The organism is Mycobacterium sp. 012931, from assembly GCF_000419295.1.
Lineage (GTDB): Bacteria > Actinomycetota > Actinomycetes > Mycobacteriales > Mycobacteriaceae > Mycobacterium > Mycobacterium marinum.
In genome coordinates, this window is record NZ_AOPX01000001.1 from 5,562,890 (window position 1) to 5,579,969 (window position 17,080).

General features: G+C 65.5%; 15 protein-coding genes. 11 read left to right on the plus strand and 4 right to left on the minus strand.

Annotation, left to right across the window (positions count from 1 at the left end; all coding sequences use genetic code 11):
• Positions 1-124: 124 nt before the first annotated feature.
• A complete protein-coding gene (locus tag MMSP_RS24385; RefSeq protein ID WP_036426942.1) occupies positions 125-796 on the minus strand; it encodes a TetR/AcrR family transcriptional regulator in 672 nt (223 codons plus the stop codon).
• Between the two features lie 366 nt (positions 797-1,162).
• On the opposite strand from MMSP_RS24385, the gene MMSP_RS24390 reads away from it, so the two are divergent.
• From MMSP_RS24390 to MMSP_RS24425, 8 genes are read left to right on the plus strand one after another with little or no spacing between them, the layout of a single operon-like run.
• Positions 1,163-1,582: an MmpS family protein gene (locus MMSP_RS24390; protein WP_015354433.1), complete on the plus strand. Its 420-nt coding sequence runs from the start codon at positions 1,163-1,165 to the stop codon at positions 1,580-1,582.
• Positions 1,579-4,476: an RND family transporter gene (locus MMSP_RS24395; RefSeq protein ID WP_020788748.1), complete on the plus strand. Its 2,898-nt coding sequence runs from the start codon at positions 1,579-1,581 to the stop codon at positions 4,474-4,476. Before MMSP_RS24390 ends, MMSP_RS24395 begins: the two co-directional genes overlap by 4 nt.
• A gap of 58 nt (positions 4,477-4,534) precedes the next feature.
• The gene (locus tag MMSP_RS24400; RefSeq protein ID WP_015354431.1) at positions 4,535-5,851 is read left to right on the plus strand and encodes an NAD(P)/FAD-dependent oxidoreductase; all 1,317 of its coding nucleotides are present in this window, start codon (positions 4,535-4,537) and stop codon (positions 5,849-5,851) included.
• Positions 5,845-6,561, plus strand: coding sequence for a DUF1365 domain-containing protein (locus MMSP_RS24405; RefSeq protein ID WP_020788749.1), 717 nt, complete (start codon positions 5,845-5,847; stop codon positions 6,559-6,561). Before MMSP_RS24400 ends, MMSP_RS24405 begins: the two co-directional genes overlap by 7 nt.
• Complete coding sequence (locus MMSP_RS24410) at positions 6,558-7,844, plus strand: class I SAM-dependent methyltransferase (protein WP_020788750.1); 1,287 nt, start codon at positions 6,558-6,560, stop codon at positions 7,842-7,844. Before MMSP_RS24405 ends, MMSP_RS24410 begins: the two co-directional genes overlap by 4 nt.
• 17 nt (positions 7,845-7,861) lie before the next feature.
• A complete protein-coding gene (locus MMSP_RS24415; protein WP_119571754.1) occupies positions 7,862-8,635 on the plus strand; it encodes a DUF1295 domain-containing protein in 774 nt (257 codons plus the stop codon).
• A 45-nt stretch (positions 8,636-8,680) separates the two neighbouring features.
• Entirely contained in the window at positions 8,681-9,244 is a 564-nt protein-coding gene (locus MMSP_RS24420; RefSeq protein WP_011739564.1) for a sigma-70 family RNA polymerase sigma factor, read from the plus strand.
• Positions 9,241-9,939, plus strand: coding sequence for an anti-sigma factor domain-containing protein (locus MMSP_RS24425; RefSeq protein WP_020788752.1), 699 nt, complete (start codon positions 9,241-9,243; stop codon positions 9,937-9,939). The genes MMSP_RS24420 and MMSP_RS24425 overlap by 4 nt, the downstream gene beginning before the upstream one ends.
• Before the next feature lie 11 nt (positions 9,940-9,950).
• Here MMSP_RS24425 and MMSP_RS24430 read toward each other — a convergent pair whose 3' ends face one another.
• Positions 9,951-10,799, minus strand: a complete 849-nt coding sequence (locus MMSP_RS24430) for a hypothetical protein (protein WP_020788753.1) — start codon at positions 10,797-10,799, stop codon at positions 9,951-9,953.
• 9 nt (positions 10,800-10,808) lie between these two features.
• Positions 10,809-11,324 (minus strand): mycothiol transferase, encoded by a 516-nt coding sequence (locus MMSP_RS24435; protein WP_020788754.1) that lies wholly within the window; start codon positions 11,322-11,324, stop codon positions 10,809-10,811.
• A gap of 65 nt (positions 11,325-11,389) precedes the next feature.
• Between MMSP_RS24435 and MMSP_RS24440 the strand changes: the two genes are divergently transcribed.
• From MMSP_RS24440 to MMSP_RS24450, 3 genes are all read left to right on the plus strand, one after another.
• Positions 11,390-13,138, plus strand: a complete 1,749-nt coding sequence (locus MMSP_RS24440; protein ID WP_020788755.1) for an amidohydrolase family protein — start codon at positions 11,390-11,392, stop codon at positions 13,136-13,138.
• Positions 13,139-13,233: 95 nt separating this feature from the next.
• Positions 13,234-14,700: a PPE family protein gene (locus MMSP_RS24445; RefSeq protein WP_012392709.1), complete on the plus strand. Its 1,467-nt coding sequence runs from the start codon at positions 13,234-13,236 to the stop codon at positions 14,698-14,700.
• A 36-nt stretch (positions 14,701-14,736) separates the two neighbouring features.
• Positions 14,737-15,156 (plus strand): pyridoxamine 5'-phosphate oxidase family protein, encoded by a 420-nt coding sequence (locus tag MMSP_RS24450; RefSeq protein WP_015354423.1) that lies wholly within the window; start codon positions 14,737-14,739, stop codon positions 15,154-15,156.
• A gap of 84 nt (positions 15,157-15,240) precedes the next feature.
• Here the strand turns inward: MMSP_RS24450 and groL are convergent, their stop codons facing one another.
• Positions 15,241-16,866, minus strand: a complete 1,626-nt coding sequence (gene groL, locus MMSP_RS24455; RefSeq protein ID WP_015354422.1) for a chaperonin GroEL — start codon at positions 16,864-16,866, stop codon at positions 15,241-15,243.
• Positions 16,867-17,080: the final 214 nt, after the last annotated feature.

Sequence of the window (17,080 nt, forward strand, 5' to 3'; positions counted from 1 at the left end):
CCATCCCATCCATTTGTTTGTTGCGCTAAGCATCTTAAACACACCATGGGGTAGGCCGCAGAATTTCCGCTCCACGGATGGCGCCGGAACCGACGCCCGCTCAAATGGCCCATTCGCCGGTAACTTACGACGATTTGGCGGTCAAGCCGCAACAGGTGGCGGTCAGCAAACGAGTGAGAGCGGCCGCGAAGTCAAGATTCCACTCCGGCGGAAGCACGTCGGGCTCCTCGGCGTAGACGTCGGTGAGCCGCTGCGGCGGATTCGCGATCTGCCAAAGCGTGGCCCCCAGCGAGTAGGCCGCCAGCAGAACGTCGAACGCCCCCGGCAGTGCGTTCTCGATCGCATCAGCAAGCGCAATCACGGCGGCGGTGCTGGTGCGCTTGACCTCCACAACCCTGTCCACCTCCACTTCGTGTTCGAGGTGCAGGTGAAGGTTGGCCAGCAGGTCACAGAACAACGGGTCCGCGGCCAGGCCGTCAGCCAACGCCGCGGCCACCCGCGATTCGGTCATGGGACCGGGCTGGCTCAGCTCCCCACAGACCGTGTTCGACCACCGCTGCCACCCCTCGGCAGCAAGGTGCAGCAATACCTCTTTATGCGAAGTGAAATAGCGACGCACCGCCGAGTAGTGGATTCCGGCGCGGCTGGCAACCGCAGTCAGCGTGACCGACGCAACACCGGTCTCGGATGCCATCGAGCGCGCGGCCTCCACCAAAGCGGCCGCACGCTGGCGTTTGTTCTCCTCGGTGCGCGCGCGCCGGAAGGTTAGTTGCGCCACCGCCAGAGGATAACGCACACTGCGTGATTTGCGAGGGTAATGCCGACCGGGTACCGTACCTTTACGCACGTGATATGCGTTACATCCCCAAGATGACGGAAGGGGTCGACAATTCCGCCCATCGCCATGGTTTACTTAGGCTAGGCTTGGTTGCGCGTCTCAGCGCGATGCAGCCAGCCCGAGGTGAGACGGGGTGACAACCCGTAAATCGGCCGATAGATCCGCCGAGGTTGCGACAGCCACTAGATCTACTGGATCTACCTGCGGGCACTCCCACCCCTCACCGCGATCCAAAGATTGAACATGGTCGAACGGCGTTGAACATACGGGTATCGTGCGCCCCGTAGCTTCGCCAACCGGTAAAGGGGACTTGAGATTTTCAGGGTGCTGTCGCGAACGTGGATCGTGCTGGTGATCGTGGCGGTGATCATCGTCGGGGGATTCTCCGTGCACCGAATCCGCGGCTTCTTTGCCTCGGAAAAACGCGAATCGTATTCCGACAGCAATCTCGACAACAAGCCTTTCAACCCCAAAGAGATCACCTACGAAGTCTTTGGCCCTCCGGGCACGGTCGCCGATATCAGCTATTTTGATGTCAATTCCGACCCGCAGCAGGTAGAGGGTGCGGTGTTGCCCTGGACGTTGCATTTCACCACGAATTTGGCGGCCGTGATGGGTAACCTTGTCGCACAAGGAAATACCAACAGCATTGGCTGCCGAATCACGGCAGACGGCAAGGTCAAGGCCGAGCGGGTGTCCAACGAGGTCAATGCTTACACCTATTGCCTGGTGAAATCAGCGTGACCGTCAAATACGCGAACGACCCGGACACCCGCGCTCACACCGAAAAGCCGTTTCTGGCGCGAATGATTCACGCGTTCGCGGTGCCCATCATTCTCGCCTGGGTCGCGGTTTGCGTTGCGCTCAGCGTATTCATCCCATCGCTGGAAGTGGTCGGCCAAGAGCGTTCGGTGTCACTGGGCCCAAAAGACGCGCCCTCCTACGAAGCGATGAAGCGCATCGGCGCCGCCTTCAACGAAGGCAACTCCGACAGTCAGGCGATGATCGTCCTGGAGGGCAAGGACGCTCTCGGTGATGGCGCGCACAAGTACTACGACGTTCTGATCCGCAAACTGAGGGCCGATCCCCGACACGTGCAGAGCGTCCAGGACTTCTGGGGCGATCCCCTCACGGCGGCCGGAGCGCAGAGTAACGACGGCAAGGCCGCCTACGTACAGCTCAATCTCGCCGGCAATCAGGGCGAGCCGCTGGCCAATGAGTCCGTCGAAGCGGTGCGCAAGATCGCCAAGGAAACCCCCGCACCCCCCGGGGTCACGACTTATGTCACCGGTGCGGCAGCGCTGGTTTCGGACATGCACAGCAGCGGCGACAAGTCCATGATCAAGATCACCGTGACGACGGTGGCGGTGATCTTCATTATGTTGCTGCTGGTCTACCGATCGGTGATCACCGTTGTCGTGCTGCTGCTCACGGTGGGAGTCGAACTAACCGCCGCGCGTGGGGTGGTCGCGCTGCTCGGGCACAGCGGGGCCATCGGGCTGTCCACCTTCGCGGTAAGCCTGCTCACCTCGCTGGCGATTGCGGCCGGCACGGACTACGGGATCTTCATCTTCGGGCGTTACCAGGAAGCGCGTCAGGCCGGTGAGGACAAAGAGACGGCCTTCTACACGATGTATCGAGGCACCGCCCACGTCATTCTGGGTTCTGGACTGACGATCGCCGGCGCGACCTTCTGCCTCAAATTCGCCCGGATGCCCTACTTCGAAACCTTGGGCATCCCCTGCGCGGTGGGGATGCTCGTCGCGGTGATGGTGGCGTTGACCCTGGGTCCGGCCGTGCTGACCGTGGGCAGCCGCTTCGGACTGTTCGACCCCAAGCGCCTGATCAAAGTTCGGGGCTGGCGACGCGTCGGCACCGTGGTGGTGCGCTGGCCGCTGCCGGTTCTCGCCGCAACGCTGGCCGTCGCCCTGGTGGGTCTGCTCGCGTTGCCCGGCTACCGCACCAACTACAACGACCGTGACTATCTGCCCAACTTCATCCCGGCCAATCAAGGGTTCACGGCCGCGGAACGGCATTTCTCCCAGGCCCGGATGAAGCCCGACATCCTCATGATCCAGTCAGATCATGACATGCGGAATCCCGCGGACTTTCTCGTCCTCGACAGACTCGCCAAGGGAATTTTCCACGTCCCAGGAATATCCCGGGTGCAAGCGATAACCCGGCCCGACGGAACGGCGATGGACCACACGTCGATACCGTTTCAGATCAGCATGCAAAATGCCGGGCAGATCCAGACGCTGAAGTACCAGCGCGACCGCATGAACGACATGCTCACGCAGGCCGAGGAAATGGCCAAGACCATCGCGTTGATGCGACGCATGTACGGCCTCATGACCCAGCTGGCCAACAACACCCACAAGATGGTCGGCGACACGATCGAGATGCAGCAGATAACCAAAGAACTGCGCGACCATATCGCTAATTTCGATGACTTTTTCCGTCCGATCCGCAGCTACTTCTACTGGGAAAAGCACTGCTACGACATTCCCATCTGTTCGTCGTTCCGGTCGATATTCGACGCGCTCGACGGAATCGATCAGATCGACGAAAAGCTGGACAACCTGGTCGTCGACATCAAAGAGCTCGATCGGCTGATGCCCCAGATGATCGAGACGTTCCCGCCGATGATCGAAACCATGGAGAGCATGCGCCTGATGATGCTCACCATGCACAGCACCATGTCTGGTCTCTACGACCAGATGAGCGAGATGAGCGAAAACGCCAACGCCATGGGCAAGGCTTTCGACGCCGCCAAGAACGACGATTCGTTCTATCTTCCGCCCGAGGTCTTCAAGAACGAAGACTTCAAGCGCGCGATGAAATCGTTCCTGTCCCCCGACGGGCATGCCGCCCGCTTCATCATCTTGCACCGCGGAGATCCCCAATCAGCCCAGGGAATCGCGAGCATCGACCAAATTCGAACCGCGGCCGAGGAATCACTCAAGGGGACCCCCTTGGAGGACGCCAAGATCTATGTGGCCGGCACGGCATCGGTCTTCAAGGACATCTCCGAAGGCGCCGACTGGGACCTGTTGATCGCGGGGATATCGTCGCTGTGCCTGATCTTCATCATCATGTTGATCCTCACCCGTGCCTTCGTCGCGGCCGCGGTCATCGTCGGTACCGTGGCGCTTTCGCTGGGCGCCTCATTCGGCATGTCGGTGCTGTTGTGGCAGCACATCCTCAACATCGATTTGCATTACATGGTGCTCGCGATGTCGGTCATCGTGTTGTTGGCGGTGGGGTCCGACTACAACCTGCTGCTGGTGTCCCGGTTCAAAGAGGAGATACCGGCCGGGTTGAAGACCGGCATCATTCGCGCGATGGGCGGTACCGGCAAGGTCGTGACGAACGCAGGCCTGGTGTTTGCGTTCACCATGGCGTCCATGGCCGTCAGCGATCTGCGGGTGATCGGCCAGGTCGGCACCACCATCGGCCTGGGCCTGCTGTTCGACACCTTGATCGTTCGGGCCTTCATGACCCCGTCCATCGCGGCATTGCTGGGCCGCTGGTTCTGGTGGCCGATGAGGGTGCGCACTCGGCCCGCTCGAACCCCGTCGTCGCCGACGGCAGACCCCGAGCCCGACCGGGCCTTGGCCATGAGCGGCGAACGCTAACGATGTTGCGCATTTCCGGAGCGGCCAACCAAGCGGCCGGCGGCTCCGAATACCTCATGTGCAGCAGAAAACTCTCACCCAGCGTTCGATAGCCGTCATCGGCAGCGGCGTCGCCGGACTGACCGCCGCCTACCTGCTGTCCGGACGTGACCGGGTCACCCTCTACGAGGCGGACACCCGACTCGGCGGACACGCCCATACCCACTGTCTGGACGCCGGCGACGGCACGTTCGTGGGCGTCGATTCGGCGTTTCTGGTCCATAGCGACCGGACCTACCCGACGCTGTGCCGATTGTTCGCCGAGCTCGGCGTGGCCACCCAAGAGTCAGAGATGTCGATGTCGGTGCGCGCCGACGACATCGGGCTCGAATATGCCGGAGCGCTGGGACCGCGCGGCCTGTTTGCCTGCTCGGCGGCATTGCGGCCGCGCTACCTGATGATGCTGGCCGAGATCCTGCGCTTCCACCGGGCCGCCTCTAGATTGCTGCGCGAGGACACCGCCGGCAGCGCTGGGGACGATCTGGAGACGCTGGAGGCGTTTCTCAAGCGGCACCGCTTCTCGTCGTTCTTCGTCGACTACTTCATCACGCCGTTGGTGGCCGCCGTGTGGTCGTGTGCCGCTGGCGATGCGTTGCGCTACCCGGCCCGGTATCTGTTCGTCTTTCTCGAGCATCACGGCATGTTGTCGGTGTTCGGGTCACCGACGTGGCGCACTGTCACCGGCGGCAGCGTCAACTATGTGCGTGCCATCGCCTCGAGTCTGGACGAGGTTCGCACCGGCGCCGCGGTGCATTCGCTGCGCCGGACGGCCGACGGGGTCGTGATACGGGCCGGTGGCGACGCGCCCCGCTGTTTCGATGCCGCTGTCGTCGCCGTGCACCCCGATCAAGCCCTGCTGTTGCTCGATGATCCGACGACCTGGGAGCGCAACGTCTTGGGGGCAATCCCCTACTCGACCAATCGCGCCCTGCTGCACACCGACGAATCGGTGCTGCCACGGCACCACCGGGCCCGGGCATCGTGGAACTACCTGGTGGCCCCCGGACAGGACCATGTGGTGGTCAGCTACGACGTCAGCAGGTTGATGCGCATTGGCGGCAACCGCCGTTTCGTGGTCACCCTCGGTGGCCACGACCGGGTGGATACCCGATCGGTGATCGCCGAGATGACCTATAGCCATCCCCTCTACACGCCGGAATCGGTTGCCGCCCAGCGTGTTTTGCCGACGCTCGACGACGATCGGGTGGTGTTCGCCGGGGCCTACCACGGCTGGGGATTCCACGAGGACGGCGCCGCATCGGGACTACGCGCGGCGCGGCGGCTCGGAGCCGACTGGCCGGCCCGAACCCGACCGGAGGCGATGTTGTCATGCTGACTCAAACCCGGGTAATGGCACCGGCGATCTACCGCACCACCATCACCCATGCGCGGCGGGTCCCGGTGCACCACTCGTTCGGATACCGCAGCTACAGCTGGTATGTCGACGTTGACGACTTACCCCGGCTGCCGTGGTGGCTACGGCCGATGGCCCGGTTCCACGCCGATGACCACTTCATCTCCCCGCCGCAGGGATCCCTTCGGGACCGCCTGGAGGCTTTCTTCGCCGAACAGGGCGCCGAAATCCCTGACGGCCGCGTGACCGCGCTGCTGCAGGCGCGCGTATTCGGCTACGTCTTCAATCCGTTGAGCGTCTTTTGGTGCCACGACCGCGACGGCAGGCTGCGCCACGTGGTGGCAGAGGTGCACAACACCTACGGGGGACGCCATGCCTACCTGCTACCGCCGGCCGAGCTGCCGGTGGCCGCCGTCAAGAATTTCTACGTCTCACCGTTCAACCAGGTCGACGGGTACTACCTGATACAAGCGCCACGGCCCGAAGCCGAGGTGGACGTCACGGTTTCGCTGCACCGCGAGAACCGGCAGAGCTTCACCGCCAACCTGCACGGGAAACGACTACCAGCGACAACCAAGCAAGTCGCGATCATGCAAATCATTGCGCCGTTGGCCCCGTTGGTGGTGGCCGCCCGCATCCGGATACAGGGGATCAAATTGTGGTTGCGTCGAGTTCCGGTGGTACCGCGATGAGTGTCGACACCGTCCGCGAGCCCCTCCAAGAACGCTCCGAAGTCATCGATTCGCGGCGCTGGCCGGCGGTGGCAAAGCCGCCGTCGGGCCCGCTTTCCGCGGTGGCTGCCGCAATCGCGCACCGCCTGCTGCGCCGCGCGGTTGCCCGCCTGCCACTACGACTGGTCTACCCGGACGGCACCTCGATCGGTGCCGCCGATGGGCCCACCATCGTGGTGCACCAGCCGGCCGCGCTGGCCCGGCGGATCGGGCGAAACGGCCTGATCGGCTTCGGCGAGTCCTACATGGCCGCGGAGTGGTCATCAAACGATCTCGCCGCGGCGCTGACGGTGTTCGCCGAGTCGGTGGCCGAGCTGATACCACCCTCCCTCCAGTGGCTGCGACCCATTGCACCGGCTTTTCGGCCGCGCTGGCGAGACCCCAGCCGCGATGAGGCCCGGCGCAACATCGCCGAACACTACGACCTGTCGAATGAGCTGTTCGCGCAGTTCCTCGACGACACCATGACGTATTCGTCGGCGCTCTTCGACCAGCTACCCGCCGCCTGGCCGGATCTGGCTGCGGCCCAACGGCGCAAGATCGATCGGTTACTCGATATGGCCGAGGTTCGCGACGGTAGCCGGGTGCTCGAGATCGGCACCGGCTGGGGCGAGCTGTGCATCCGGGCGGCGTCGCGGGGCGCGCAGGTCCGATCGATAACCCTCTCGGTCGAACAGCAGCGGCTGGCGCGCAGGCGGGTCGCCGAGGCGGGCCTATCCCATCTGGTCCAGATCGACCTGTGCGACTACCGCGATGTCGGCAGCGAGGGCGCAGCCTATGACAGCGTGCTCTCCGTCGAGATGATCGAGGCGATCGGATACCACTCGTGGCCAAAGTATTTCGCCGCGCTGCAGCGGCTGGTACGGCCGGGCGGGAAGGTGGCGATCCAGGCGATCACCATGCCCCATGACCGGATGCTGGCCAGCCGCAATACCTTGACCTGGGTGCAGAAGTACATCTTTCCGGGCGGACTGCTGCCGTCCACCCAGGCGATCGCAGACATCACCGAGCGCCACACCGCCTTGCGCACCATCGACACGGCCTCACTACGACCGCACTACGCGCAGACCTTGCGGCTGTGGCGGGAGCGGTTTCTGCAGCGCCAGGGTGAGCTGGCACAGTTGGGCTTCGACGACGTGTTCAAACGGATGTGGGAGCTGTACTTGGCCTACTCGGAGGCCGGATTCCGGTCGGGTTACCTCGACGTCTACCAGTGGACGTTCGAACGTGAGGATGGCCGGTGATCGGAGACGGAATTCTGCTGATCTCCGGCGCATCGGCCGCCGCGCTGATCGTCGTGCATTCGGTGACATTTGCGATCGGCCACCGCATCGGCCGCTACAACGTCGTCGACGCGGCCTGGGGTCTGGGGTTCGTCGCCGTTGCCGCCGTTTCGGCGGTACTGGGCAGCGGCGACCCGACCCGCCGGTGGCTACTGCTGGCGCTGGTGGCTATCTGGGGTTTGCGGCTGAGCTGGCACATCCACCGCAAGACGGTCGGCAAGGGAGAAGATCCGCGCTACACGGATCTGCTCCGCGGCGCCACGCTGGGGCAGGTGGTGCGCAAAGTGTTCGTGCTGCAAGCATTCTTGACGCTGTTCATCTCCTTCCCGTTGCAGCTGTCTGCCGTCACCGGGCCGACGCCGAAGCCGCTGCTGGCCGTCGGGGCGCTGGGCGTAGCGGTGTGGCTGCTCGGCGTCGTCTTCGAGGCCCTGGGCGACCACCAGTTGCGGGCGTTCAAGGCCGACCCCGCCAACCGGGGCGCCATCATGGATCGCGGCCTGTGGGCCTGGACGCGCCACCCCAACTACTTCGGCGACGCCTGCGTCTGGTGGGGATTGTGGCTGGTCACCATCACCGGCTGGGTCCCGCTGATCACCGTGGGCTCACCGCTGCTGATGACGTACTTCCTGGTCGACGTCAGCGGCGCGCGACTGACCGAGAAGTACATGAAGGATCGTCCCGGATTCGGCGAATATCAACGGCGGACGGCGTATTTCGTGCCCCGGCCGCCTCGATCGGCGCGTCATCAATGACCGGCCCGACGATCTTGGCGCCAACTGGCGATAGGCTACCGATCGATGACCGGACCGCCGGGGCGCAGCGACGACCTCAACGCCCTATTGCGCCAGATCGCGCGGGGCGAGCGCGACGCGTTCGCCATGTTCTACGACCACACCTGTACGCGGGTGTATGGACTGGTGGCACGGGTGTTGCGTGATGCCGGCTACAGCGAGGAAACCACCCAGGAGATCTATCTCGAGGTGTGGCGGACGGCATCGGATTACGACGCCACCAAGGGCTCTCCCCTGGCCTGGTTGCTGACCATGGCGCATCGGCGCGCGGTGGACCGGGTGCGCGCCGAGCAGGCCGGCAGCCAGCGGGAGTCGCGCTATGGCGCGGCCAATGTCGATCTGGCCAGTGACGTGGTCGCCGATTCGGCGATCGCCGGTGATGAACGTCGCCGGGTGGTGGAGTGCCTGGATGGGCTGACCGATACCCAGCGGCAGTGCATCGAGCTGGCCTACTACGGCGGGCTGACCTATGCCGAAGTGTCGCAGCGGTTGGCCACCAATCTTTCGACGATCAAATCACGCATGCGCGACGCGCTGCGCGGTCTGCGCAACTGCCTGGATGCGTCATGACCGAGCCGACCGACTTCCAACTGCTCGAGCTGGCGACACCGTATGCCCTGCATGCGGTCTCCGACGAGGAGAGACTCGACATCGAGCGCCGGCTTAGCGCAGCACCGGCGCCGGTGGCCGCCGCATTCGACGAAGAAGTTCGGTCGGTGCGCGAAACGATGTCGGTGGTATCGGCCGCCACGGCCGCGCAGCCACCAGCAGAGCTGCGCCAGGCGCTGCTCGCAGCCGCGGAGCCCGCTCAGAGCCGCCGTCAACCACGTTGGCGCACTGCAGTTTTCGCTTCCGCCGCGGCGATCGCGGTGGGGCTGGGCGCGTTCGGCCTGGGCGTCCTGACCCGACCGTCGGCATCGCCGACGGTCGCCGAGCAGGTGCTGGCCGCGCCGGATGTGCAGACGGTCTCCGGCCGGCTCGGCGGCGGAACGGCCACCGTGATGTTCTCCCGCGATCGCAACGCGGGTGTGTTGGTGATGAACAATGTGCCGCCGCCGTCTCCGGGCACCGTCTATCAGATGTGGCTGGTCGACGCCAAGGGGCCGACATCGGCGGGAACCATGGGCCCCACGGCGGTCACGCCGTCGACAAAAGCGACGCTGACCTATCTCGGCGACTCGACGACGCTGGCGTTCACCGTCGAGCCCGGCACGGGTTCGACCAAGCCGACCGGCACGGTGCTGGCCGAGCTGCCGCTACGCTGACCCGTCCGGCGCTAGTTCCACAGGCTCTTGATCATCGCGGCCACGGCACCCACCACCACCAGCGCGACGCCGGCAAGCAGCGTCAAATTCAGCCATAGATGCAGGCTGCCCTCCGCGGTATTGACCATGACATCGGCGATGCGGCGGATGTCACCCGTGGTGCGGTTGAGCGCTTCGTTGACGTATCGGCCGCCGACTTCGATGCCCGCCCAGCCGGCAGCGCCGACCATTAGCGCCGAGACACCCAGACTGCTCAGCGCCTTGCCGCGGCGGCGGGCGGTGATCAGCGTCAGCAGCCCGCAGACCACCGCGAGGGCCGCCGCCCCGATGCTGACGCAGGGACCCCAGACCGCGACTCGGCGCAATTGGCCTTGATGCAGGGGCTGGGGAGTCGACACCGTCAACGGAACTCGCAAGGTGTCGGGCACCGTCACGTGATAGCTGCTCAAGACCTGCTGGATGGAACTGTCGTTGAGCATCGGCGCCAGGTCGACCACCCAGCGCTCGCCGTCGGCCGCGGACTGCGCTTCGCTGAACAACCAGTCGTGTGCCACCCGATTCGCCTGAGCGAACAACGGCGGAAATGCTGCGCTGGTGGTAAACGACATGGCCGCCTCCTGCACCGCCGACCCGTCGATCGCGTCGTGCTGGCCGCCGCGCTTGGCGATGAGCGCCATGGCACGGGTGCTGAGTTCAGCGGCCATCGCCGACTGCAGCACCGGATCATCGGCGGCCCGGCCGGCCAGCGCGGTGTAGCCGTCACGATCGATGATGTGTGTCTGCGCCCACGCGGCCGGGACCGCCACCGCCAGCGCGACCGTGGTGGCCAGCCATAAGACCACCGTCGCAAGCAATCGCACGCCTAGAACCTACTGGGCGATCCCGCGCAGGTAGGCAGCCTGTCCCAGGTGTTGGGCGCAGTCGTCGACCACGCTGATCAATCGGACGCTCGCGGTGACCGGCGGATCCCAATGGGTGTCCACCACGCGGGACAGTTCCTCGGCGGTCACACCCGCGACGTACTGCAGCGTCAGGGCGTGCACCGCGTGGTAGTAGTCGGCCAGCAGCTCGGCCGGCGCACGCACTTTAGCCACATCCTGCGCGCCGTGCCCGTAGCCGGTGTCGCCGCGGGGCAGGTCCAGCCCGAACCGGTCCACCCAGCCATCACGAGTCCGCGCCTGTTCGACCCCGGCGATGTCGGCCACCTGGACGTCCTGGACCCGCGCACTGTGCCAGATCAGCCAGGCGATGCTGTTGGCGGCCGGTGTTGGCCGGTAGTTGGCCACTTGCTCGGTCAGACCGTCGGTGAGTTCATCGACGTGTTCGATCACTCGGGTGAACGCGTCGCGCAGCAGCTCGCGGGCCGCGGCATCGGAGGTAGCCATACGGCCGACTCTACGAGCGCCATCGGACCTGGCACCACCGACCGCCGCGGTCGTAAATTGATTAGATGAGCTACGACCTCCTCATCCGTAACGGAACCATCGTTGACGGGCTGGGGGGTGAGCCGTACGTCGGCGACGTCGCGGTACGCGACGGCATCATCGTGGCCGTCGGGCCACCCGACGACTCGGTCAACGGCGACGCCGCCGGGCGGGTGATCGACGCCAGCGGCCTGCTGGTCACCCCGGGGTTCGTCGACCTGCACACCCACTACGACGGTCAGTCAATCTGGTCAGACCGACTGACACCATCATCGGCGCACGGCGTGACGACCGTGCTGATGGGCAATTGCGGGGTGGGTTTTGCGCCGTGCCGCCAGCAGGACCACGACGTGCTCGTCGACGTGATGGCCGGTGTCGAGGACATCCCCGGCGTTGTCATGACCGATGGCCTGCCCTGGACCTGGGAGACGTTCCCCGAATTCATGGACGCGTTGGAGGCGGGAGCACGCGACATCGATGTGGCCGCCTTTCTGCCGCACTCCCCGCTGCGGGTCTATGTCATGGGTCAGCGCGGCGCCGACCGCGAGCCGGCCACCCCCGAAGACCTGGCCACCATGCGGGCACTGGCCAAACAGGCCATCGAGATCGGTGCGCTGGGGTTCGCGTCGTCGCGGCTGACCATCCACAAAACCGAGAGCGGATCGCCGATTCCGAGCTACGACGCCGCCCGTGCGGAGATCGAAGAGATCGCCAAGGGCGTCGTCGACGGCGGCGGTGGCCTGTTGCAGTTTGTGCCCGACATCCCAGCCGGCGGCTACCAGCCGGTGTTGCAGACCGTGTTCGATGTCGCCGAGGAGGTCGGGCTGCCAGTCACGTTCTCGTTGGTGGTCGGCAACGTCGGCGAACCCAGCTGGCCCGATGCCATCACAATGGTCGAGAACGCGAACAAGAACGCGGGCGAGGGAACCCGCTTCACCGCGCAGCTACTGCCCCGTCCGATCGGGCTGATCATCGGACTGCAGCTGTCGGCAAACCCATTTGTGCTCTATCCCAGCTACCGCGAGATCGCACATCTGCCGTTGGCCGAGCGTGTCGCCGAAATGCGCAAACCCGACGTCCGGGCCCGCATCCTGGCCGATAAGCCCGGCGTCGGGCATCCGATTCTGTATGTGGCGCAGGCCTGGGACTGGATCTTTCCGCTGACTGAGGACCCCAACTACGAGCCGGCGGCGGCCGACAGCATCGGGGCTCGGGCTCGCGCCCGCGGCGTCAGCCCGATGGAGGAGGCCTACGACCGGCTGCTCGACGACGACGGGCACGCCATGTTGCTGGTCGCGACCAGCAACATGGAGAACAACTCGCTGGACACTGTCGGCAAACTATTGCATCGCGAAGACGTGGTGCTCGGTCTCGGCGACGGGGGCGCCCACTACGGGATGATCTGCGACGCCAGCTACTCGACCTACTTTCTGACGCACTGGGTTCGCGATCGGGCATCCGGGCGATTCAGCGTGGCCGAAGCCGTCCGCGAACTCACATCCGTGCCGGCCCGGGTGGCCGGCCTGGGCGACCGCGGACGCATCGCGGTCGGCTACAAGGCCGACCTCAACGTCATCGACCACGCCGCACTCCGACTGCACAAGCCGGTCATCAGGTACGACCTGCCCGCGGGCGGGCGGCGCTTGGATCAGACCGCCGAGGGCTATGTTGCAACCGTGGTATCGGGTCAGGTGATCGCCGAGAACGGGGTGCCGACCGCTGCCCGGCCCGGCAAGCTGGTCCGCGGACGGCAGCCAGCCCCGGTCCCGGCGTGAGGGAACTTGGGGGTTCCTGTAAACCCCCTATGGATCGACATTTTTCCGATGCCGATACGGCCACGGTAGCGGCCGTCGCCAGGTAGTTTGGGCTGGTGACAAACCCGCATTTTGCGTGGTTGCCGCCAGAGATTAATTCGGCACTAATGTTCGCCGGTCCCGGAGCGGGGCCGCTGCTTGCCGCTGCCGCGGCTTGGGGCGGTTTGGCCGAGGAATTGGCGTCAGCGGTGTCGTCATTCAGCTCGGTCACCTCCGAGTTGACCAGTGGCTCATGGCTGGGCCCCTCGGCGGCAGCCATGATGGCTGTCGCCACCCAATACATGGCGTGGCTCGGTGCGGCTGCGGCACAGGCGGAGCAGGCGGCCGCACAGGCCGCTGTCACGGCAGGCGCGTTCGAATCGGCTCTGGCGGCGACGGTGCAGCCCGCGGTGGTCACGGCCAACCGCGGGCTGATGCAGGTGCTGGCGGCCACGAACTGGCTGGGTTTCAACACCCCCGCGATCATGGACATCGAGGCCGCCTACGAGCAGATGTGGGCGCTCGACGTGGCGGCCATGGCCGCCTACCACGCCGAAGCGTCGGCGGCCGCTTCGGCGCTGGCGCCCTGGAAGCAGGTGCTGCGCAACCTCGGTATCGACATCGGCAAGAACGGCCAGATCAACCTGGGCTTCGGCAACAGCGGCACCGGCAATGTCGGCAACAACAACGTCGGCAACAACAACTGGGGCAGCGGCAACACCGGAAGCAGCAACGTCGGCACCGGTAACACCGGAAGCAGCAACATCGGTAGCGGCAACACCGGTAACAGCAACGTCGGGTTGGGCAACCTGGGCAGCGGGAACGTCGGCTTCGGCAACACCGGCAACGGCGACTTCGGGTTCGGCCTGACCGGCGATCATCAGTTCGGCTTCGGCGGCTTCAACTCGGGTAGCGGCAACGTCGGAATCGGAAACTCGGGCACCGGCAACGTCGGCTTCTTCAATTCCGGCAACGGAAACATGGGTATCGGCAACTCAGGCTCCCTCAATTCGGGCCTGGGCAACTCCGGGAGCATGAGCACCGGTTTCGGCACCGCCAGCATGAGCAGCGGCATGTGGCAATCGATGCACGGCAGCGACATGGCAAGCTCTACCAGCTTGGCCAGCTCGGCCACCTACGCAACGGGCGGCACGGCCACCTTGAGCTCGGGGATCCTGAGTTCGGCGCTGGCACACACCGGCGGCCTGAATCCGGCGCTGGCCGGCGGATTGACCCCCACCGCAGCCACCCCGGCTGCCGCCGCTCCCGCGGCCGCGGCGCCGGTAGCGGCGGCGGCTGCCGACGCCGGCCCCGTCTCTGCGGGTGCAAACAGTGGCTCCACCGCGGGCGCGGGCCTACGCAGCCCGGCTGCCGGATACTCCGGCCTGTACAACTCGGCTAACAGCGATGCGGGTGCGCGAAGCGTCGCCACCCGTGAAGCGCCGGCAAACGCCGGTGCGGGCATCCCCAGGTCCAGCTTCTATCCGAACCGCGAGACGGCTGACAGCGAAGCCGACATCCAGCTGCCGCTGCGCACGGAGTAGTCACACCCCATCCGGCCGGCATCTATCCTCGATTGCATGGCTGCCAAGAAGGTGGACCTCAAGCGGTTGGCCGACGCCTTGACCGACTACCCGTTCGCCTACCTGATCACCGTTGACGACGACCACCACGTGCACACGGTGACCGTGGAACCGGTGCTGCGTGGCCTGCCCGACGGACCGGACGGACCGCGCGCGGTCATCGAGGTCGGGCTGATCGGCGGCCGCACCCGCGCCAACCTGACCAGCCATGGTGATGCCACGCTCCTGTGGCCGCCACCCGAACCCGGCGGCTATTCGCTGATCGTTGATGGGCGCGCCGAGGTATCCGACGCCGGCACCGAAACGGCCCAGTGCGCTGTGCTGCCCACCAAGGCGTTGCTGCACCGCAACGCCGACTCTGCCGCCACAGCCAGCGGCTGCCTGCATGACTGCGTCGTGTTCTCCGAGCCTTCCTAGCGCGCCCGTACACACACGAAAAAGCCCGGCCCCCCGAAGGGAACCGGGCTTTTTCGTGCTTGCGAACTTGCGCGCCTTGCGGACTTAGAAGTCCATGCCGCCCATGCCGCCGGTCGGGTCGCCCGCGGGAGCGGCCGCCTTCTCCGGCTTGTCGGCGACAACGGCCTCGGTCGTCAGGAACAGACCCGCGATGGACGCCGCGTTCTGCAGCGCCGAACGGGTCACCTTGACCGGGTCGGCAACGCCGGCCTTGAGCAGGTCCTCGTACACACCGGTGGCGGCGTTCAAGCCGGTACCGGCGGGCGAGTTACGGACCTTCTCGGCCACCACACCGGGCTCCAAGCCACCGTTGAAAGCGATCTGCTTCAGCGGAGCCTCGAGAGCCACCCGGACGATGTTGGCGCCGGTGGCCTCGTCACCGGATAGCTTCAGCTCGTCCAGCGACGGGACCGCGTGCAGCAGGGCGACGCCACCACCGGCGACGATGCCCTCCTCAACGGCAGCCTTGGCGTTACGGACCGCGTCCTCGATGCGGTGCTTGCGCTCCTTGAGCTCCACCTCGGTGGCAGCCCCGGCCTTGATCACCGCAACACCGCCGGCCAGCTTGGCCAGGCGCTCCTGCAGCTTCTCACGGTCGTAGTCGGAGTCGCTGTTCTCGATCTCGGCGCGGATCTGGGCCACCCGTCCAGCGATGGCGTCGGAGTCACCGGCGCCCTCGACGAGGGTGGTCTCGTCCTTGGTGATGACGACCTTGCGGGCCTTACCCAGCAGCGAGATGTCGGCGGTCTCGAGGGAGAGGCCAACCTCTTCGCTGATGACCTGACCACCGGTGAGGATGGCCATGTCCTGCAGCATCGCCTTGCGGCGGTCACCGAAGCCGGGGGCCTTGACCGCCACCGACTTGAAGGTGCCACGGATCTTGTTGACGACCAGGGTGGACAGCGCCTCGCCCTCGACGTCCTCGGCGATGATCAGCAGCGGTTTGCCGCCCTGAATGACCTTCTCCAGCAGCGGCAGCAGGTCCTTGACAGTGGACACCTTGGAGCTGACCAGCAGGATGTAGGGGTCCTCCAGGACCGCTTCCTGACGCTCGGCGTCGGTGACGAAGTAGCCCGAGATGTAGCCCTTGTCGAACCGCATCCCCTCGGTGAGCTCGAGCTGCAGGCCGAAGGTGTTGGACTCCTCGACGGTGATGACGCCCTCGTTGCCCACCTTGTCCATCGCCTCGGCGATCAGGTCGCCGATCGACTGGTCGCCGGCGGAGATGGCTGCGGTCGCCGCGATCTGCTCCTTGGTCTCGACCTCTTTGGCCGACTTGAGCAGGATCTCGGTGACCTTCTCGACTGCCTTCTCGATGCCGCGCTTCAGACCGAGCGGGTTGGCACCGGCCGCAACGTTGCGCAGGCCTTCCTTGACCAGCGCCTGGGCCAGCACGGTGGCCGTCGTCGTGCCGTCACCGGCCACGTCGTCGGTCTTCTTGGCAACTTCCTTGACCAGCTCAGCGCCGATCTTCTCGTACGGGTCCTCCAGCTCGATCTCCTTGGCGATGGACACACCATCGTTGGTGATCGTGGGGGCACCCCACTTCTTCTCCAGGACGACGTTGCGACCCTTGGGGCCCAACGTCACCTTTACCGCGTCGGCGAGGGCGTTCAGGCCCCGCTCGAGGCCGCGACGGGCCTCTTCGTCGTACGCAATTGTCTTGGCCATTGCGAAGTGATTCCTCCGGATTGGGAATGAAACGGGGGTCACCGGGTAATGGCAACCCCGTTACTTACGCTGGCCGGGCGCAGTGCCCGCGACGGACGACCGAAGCCAGGTCGCAGATCACGACCAGGCCCGTTCTCACCGTCCCGACCTAGCACTCGCGGGTCGCGAGTGCCAACGTCATTTTTAGCACTCGCCTATGTCGAGTGCAAGGACG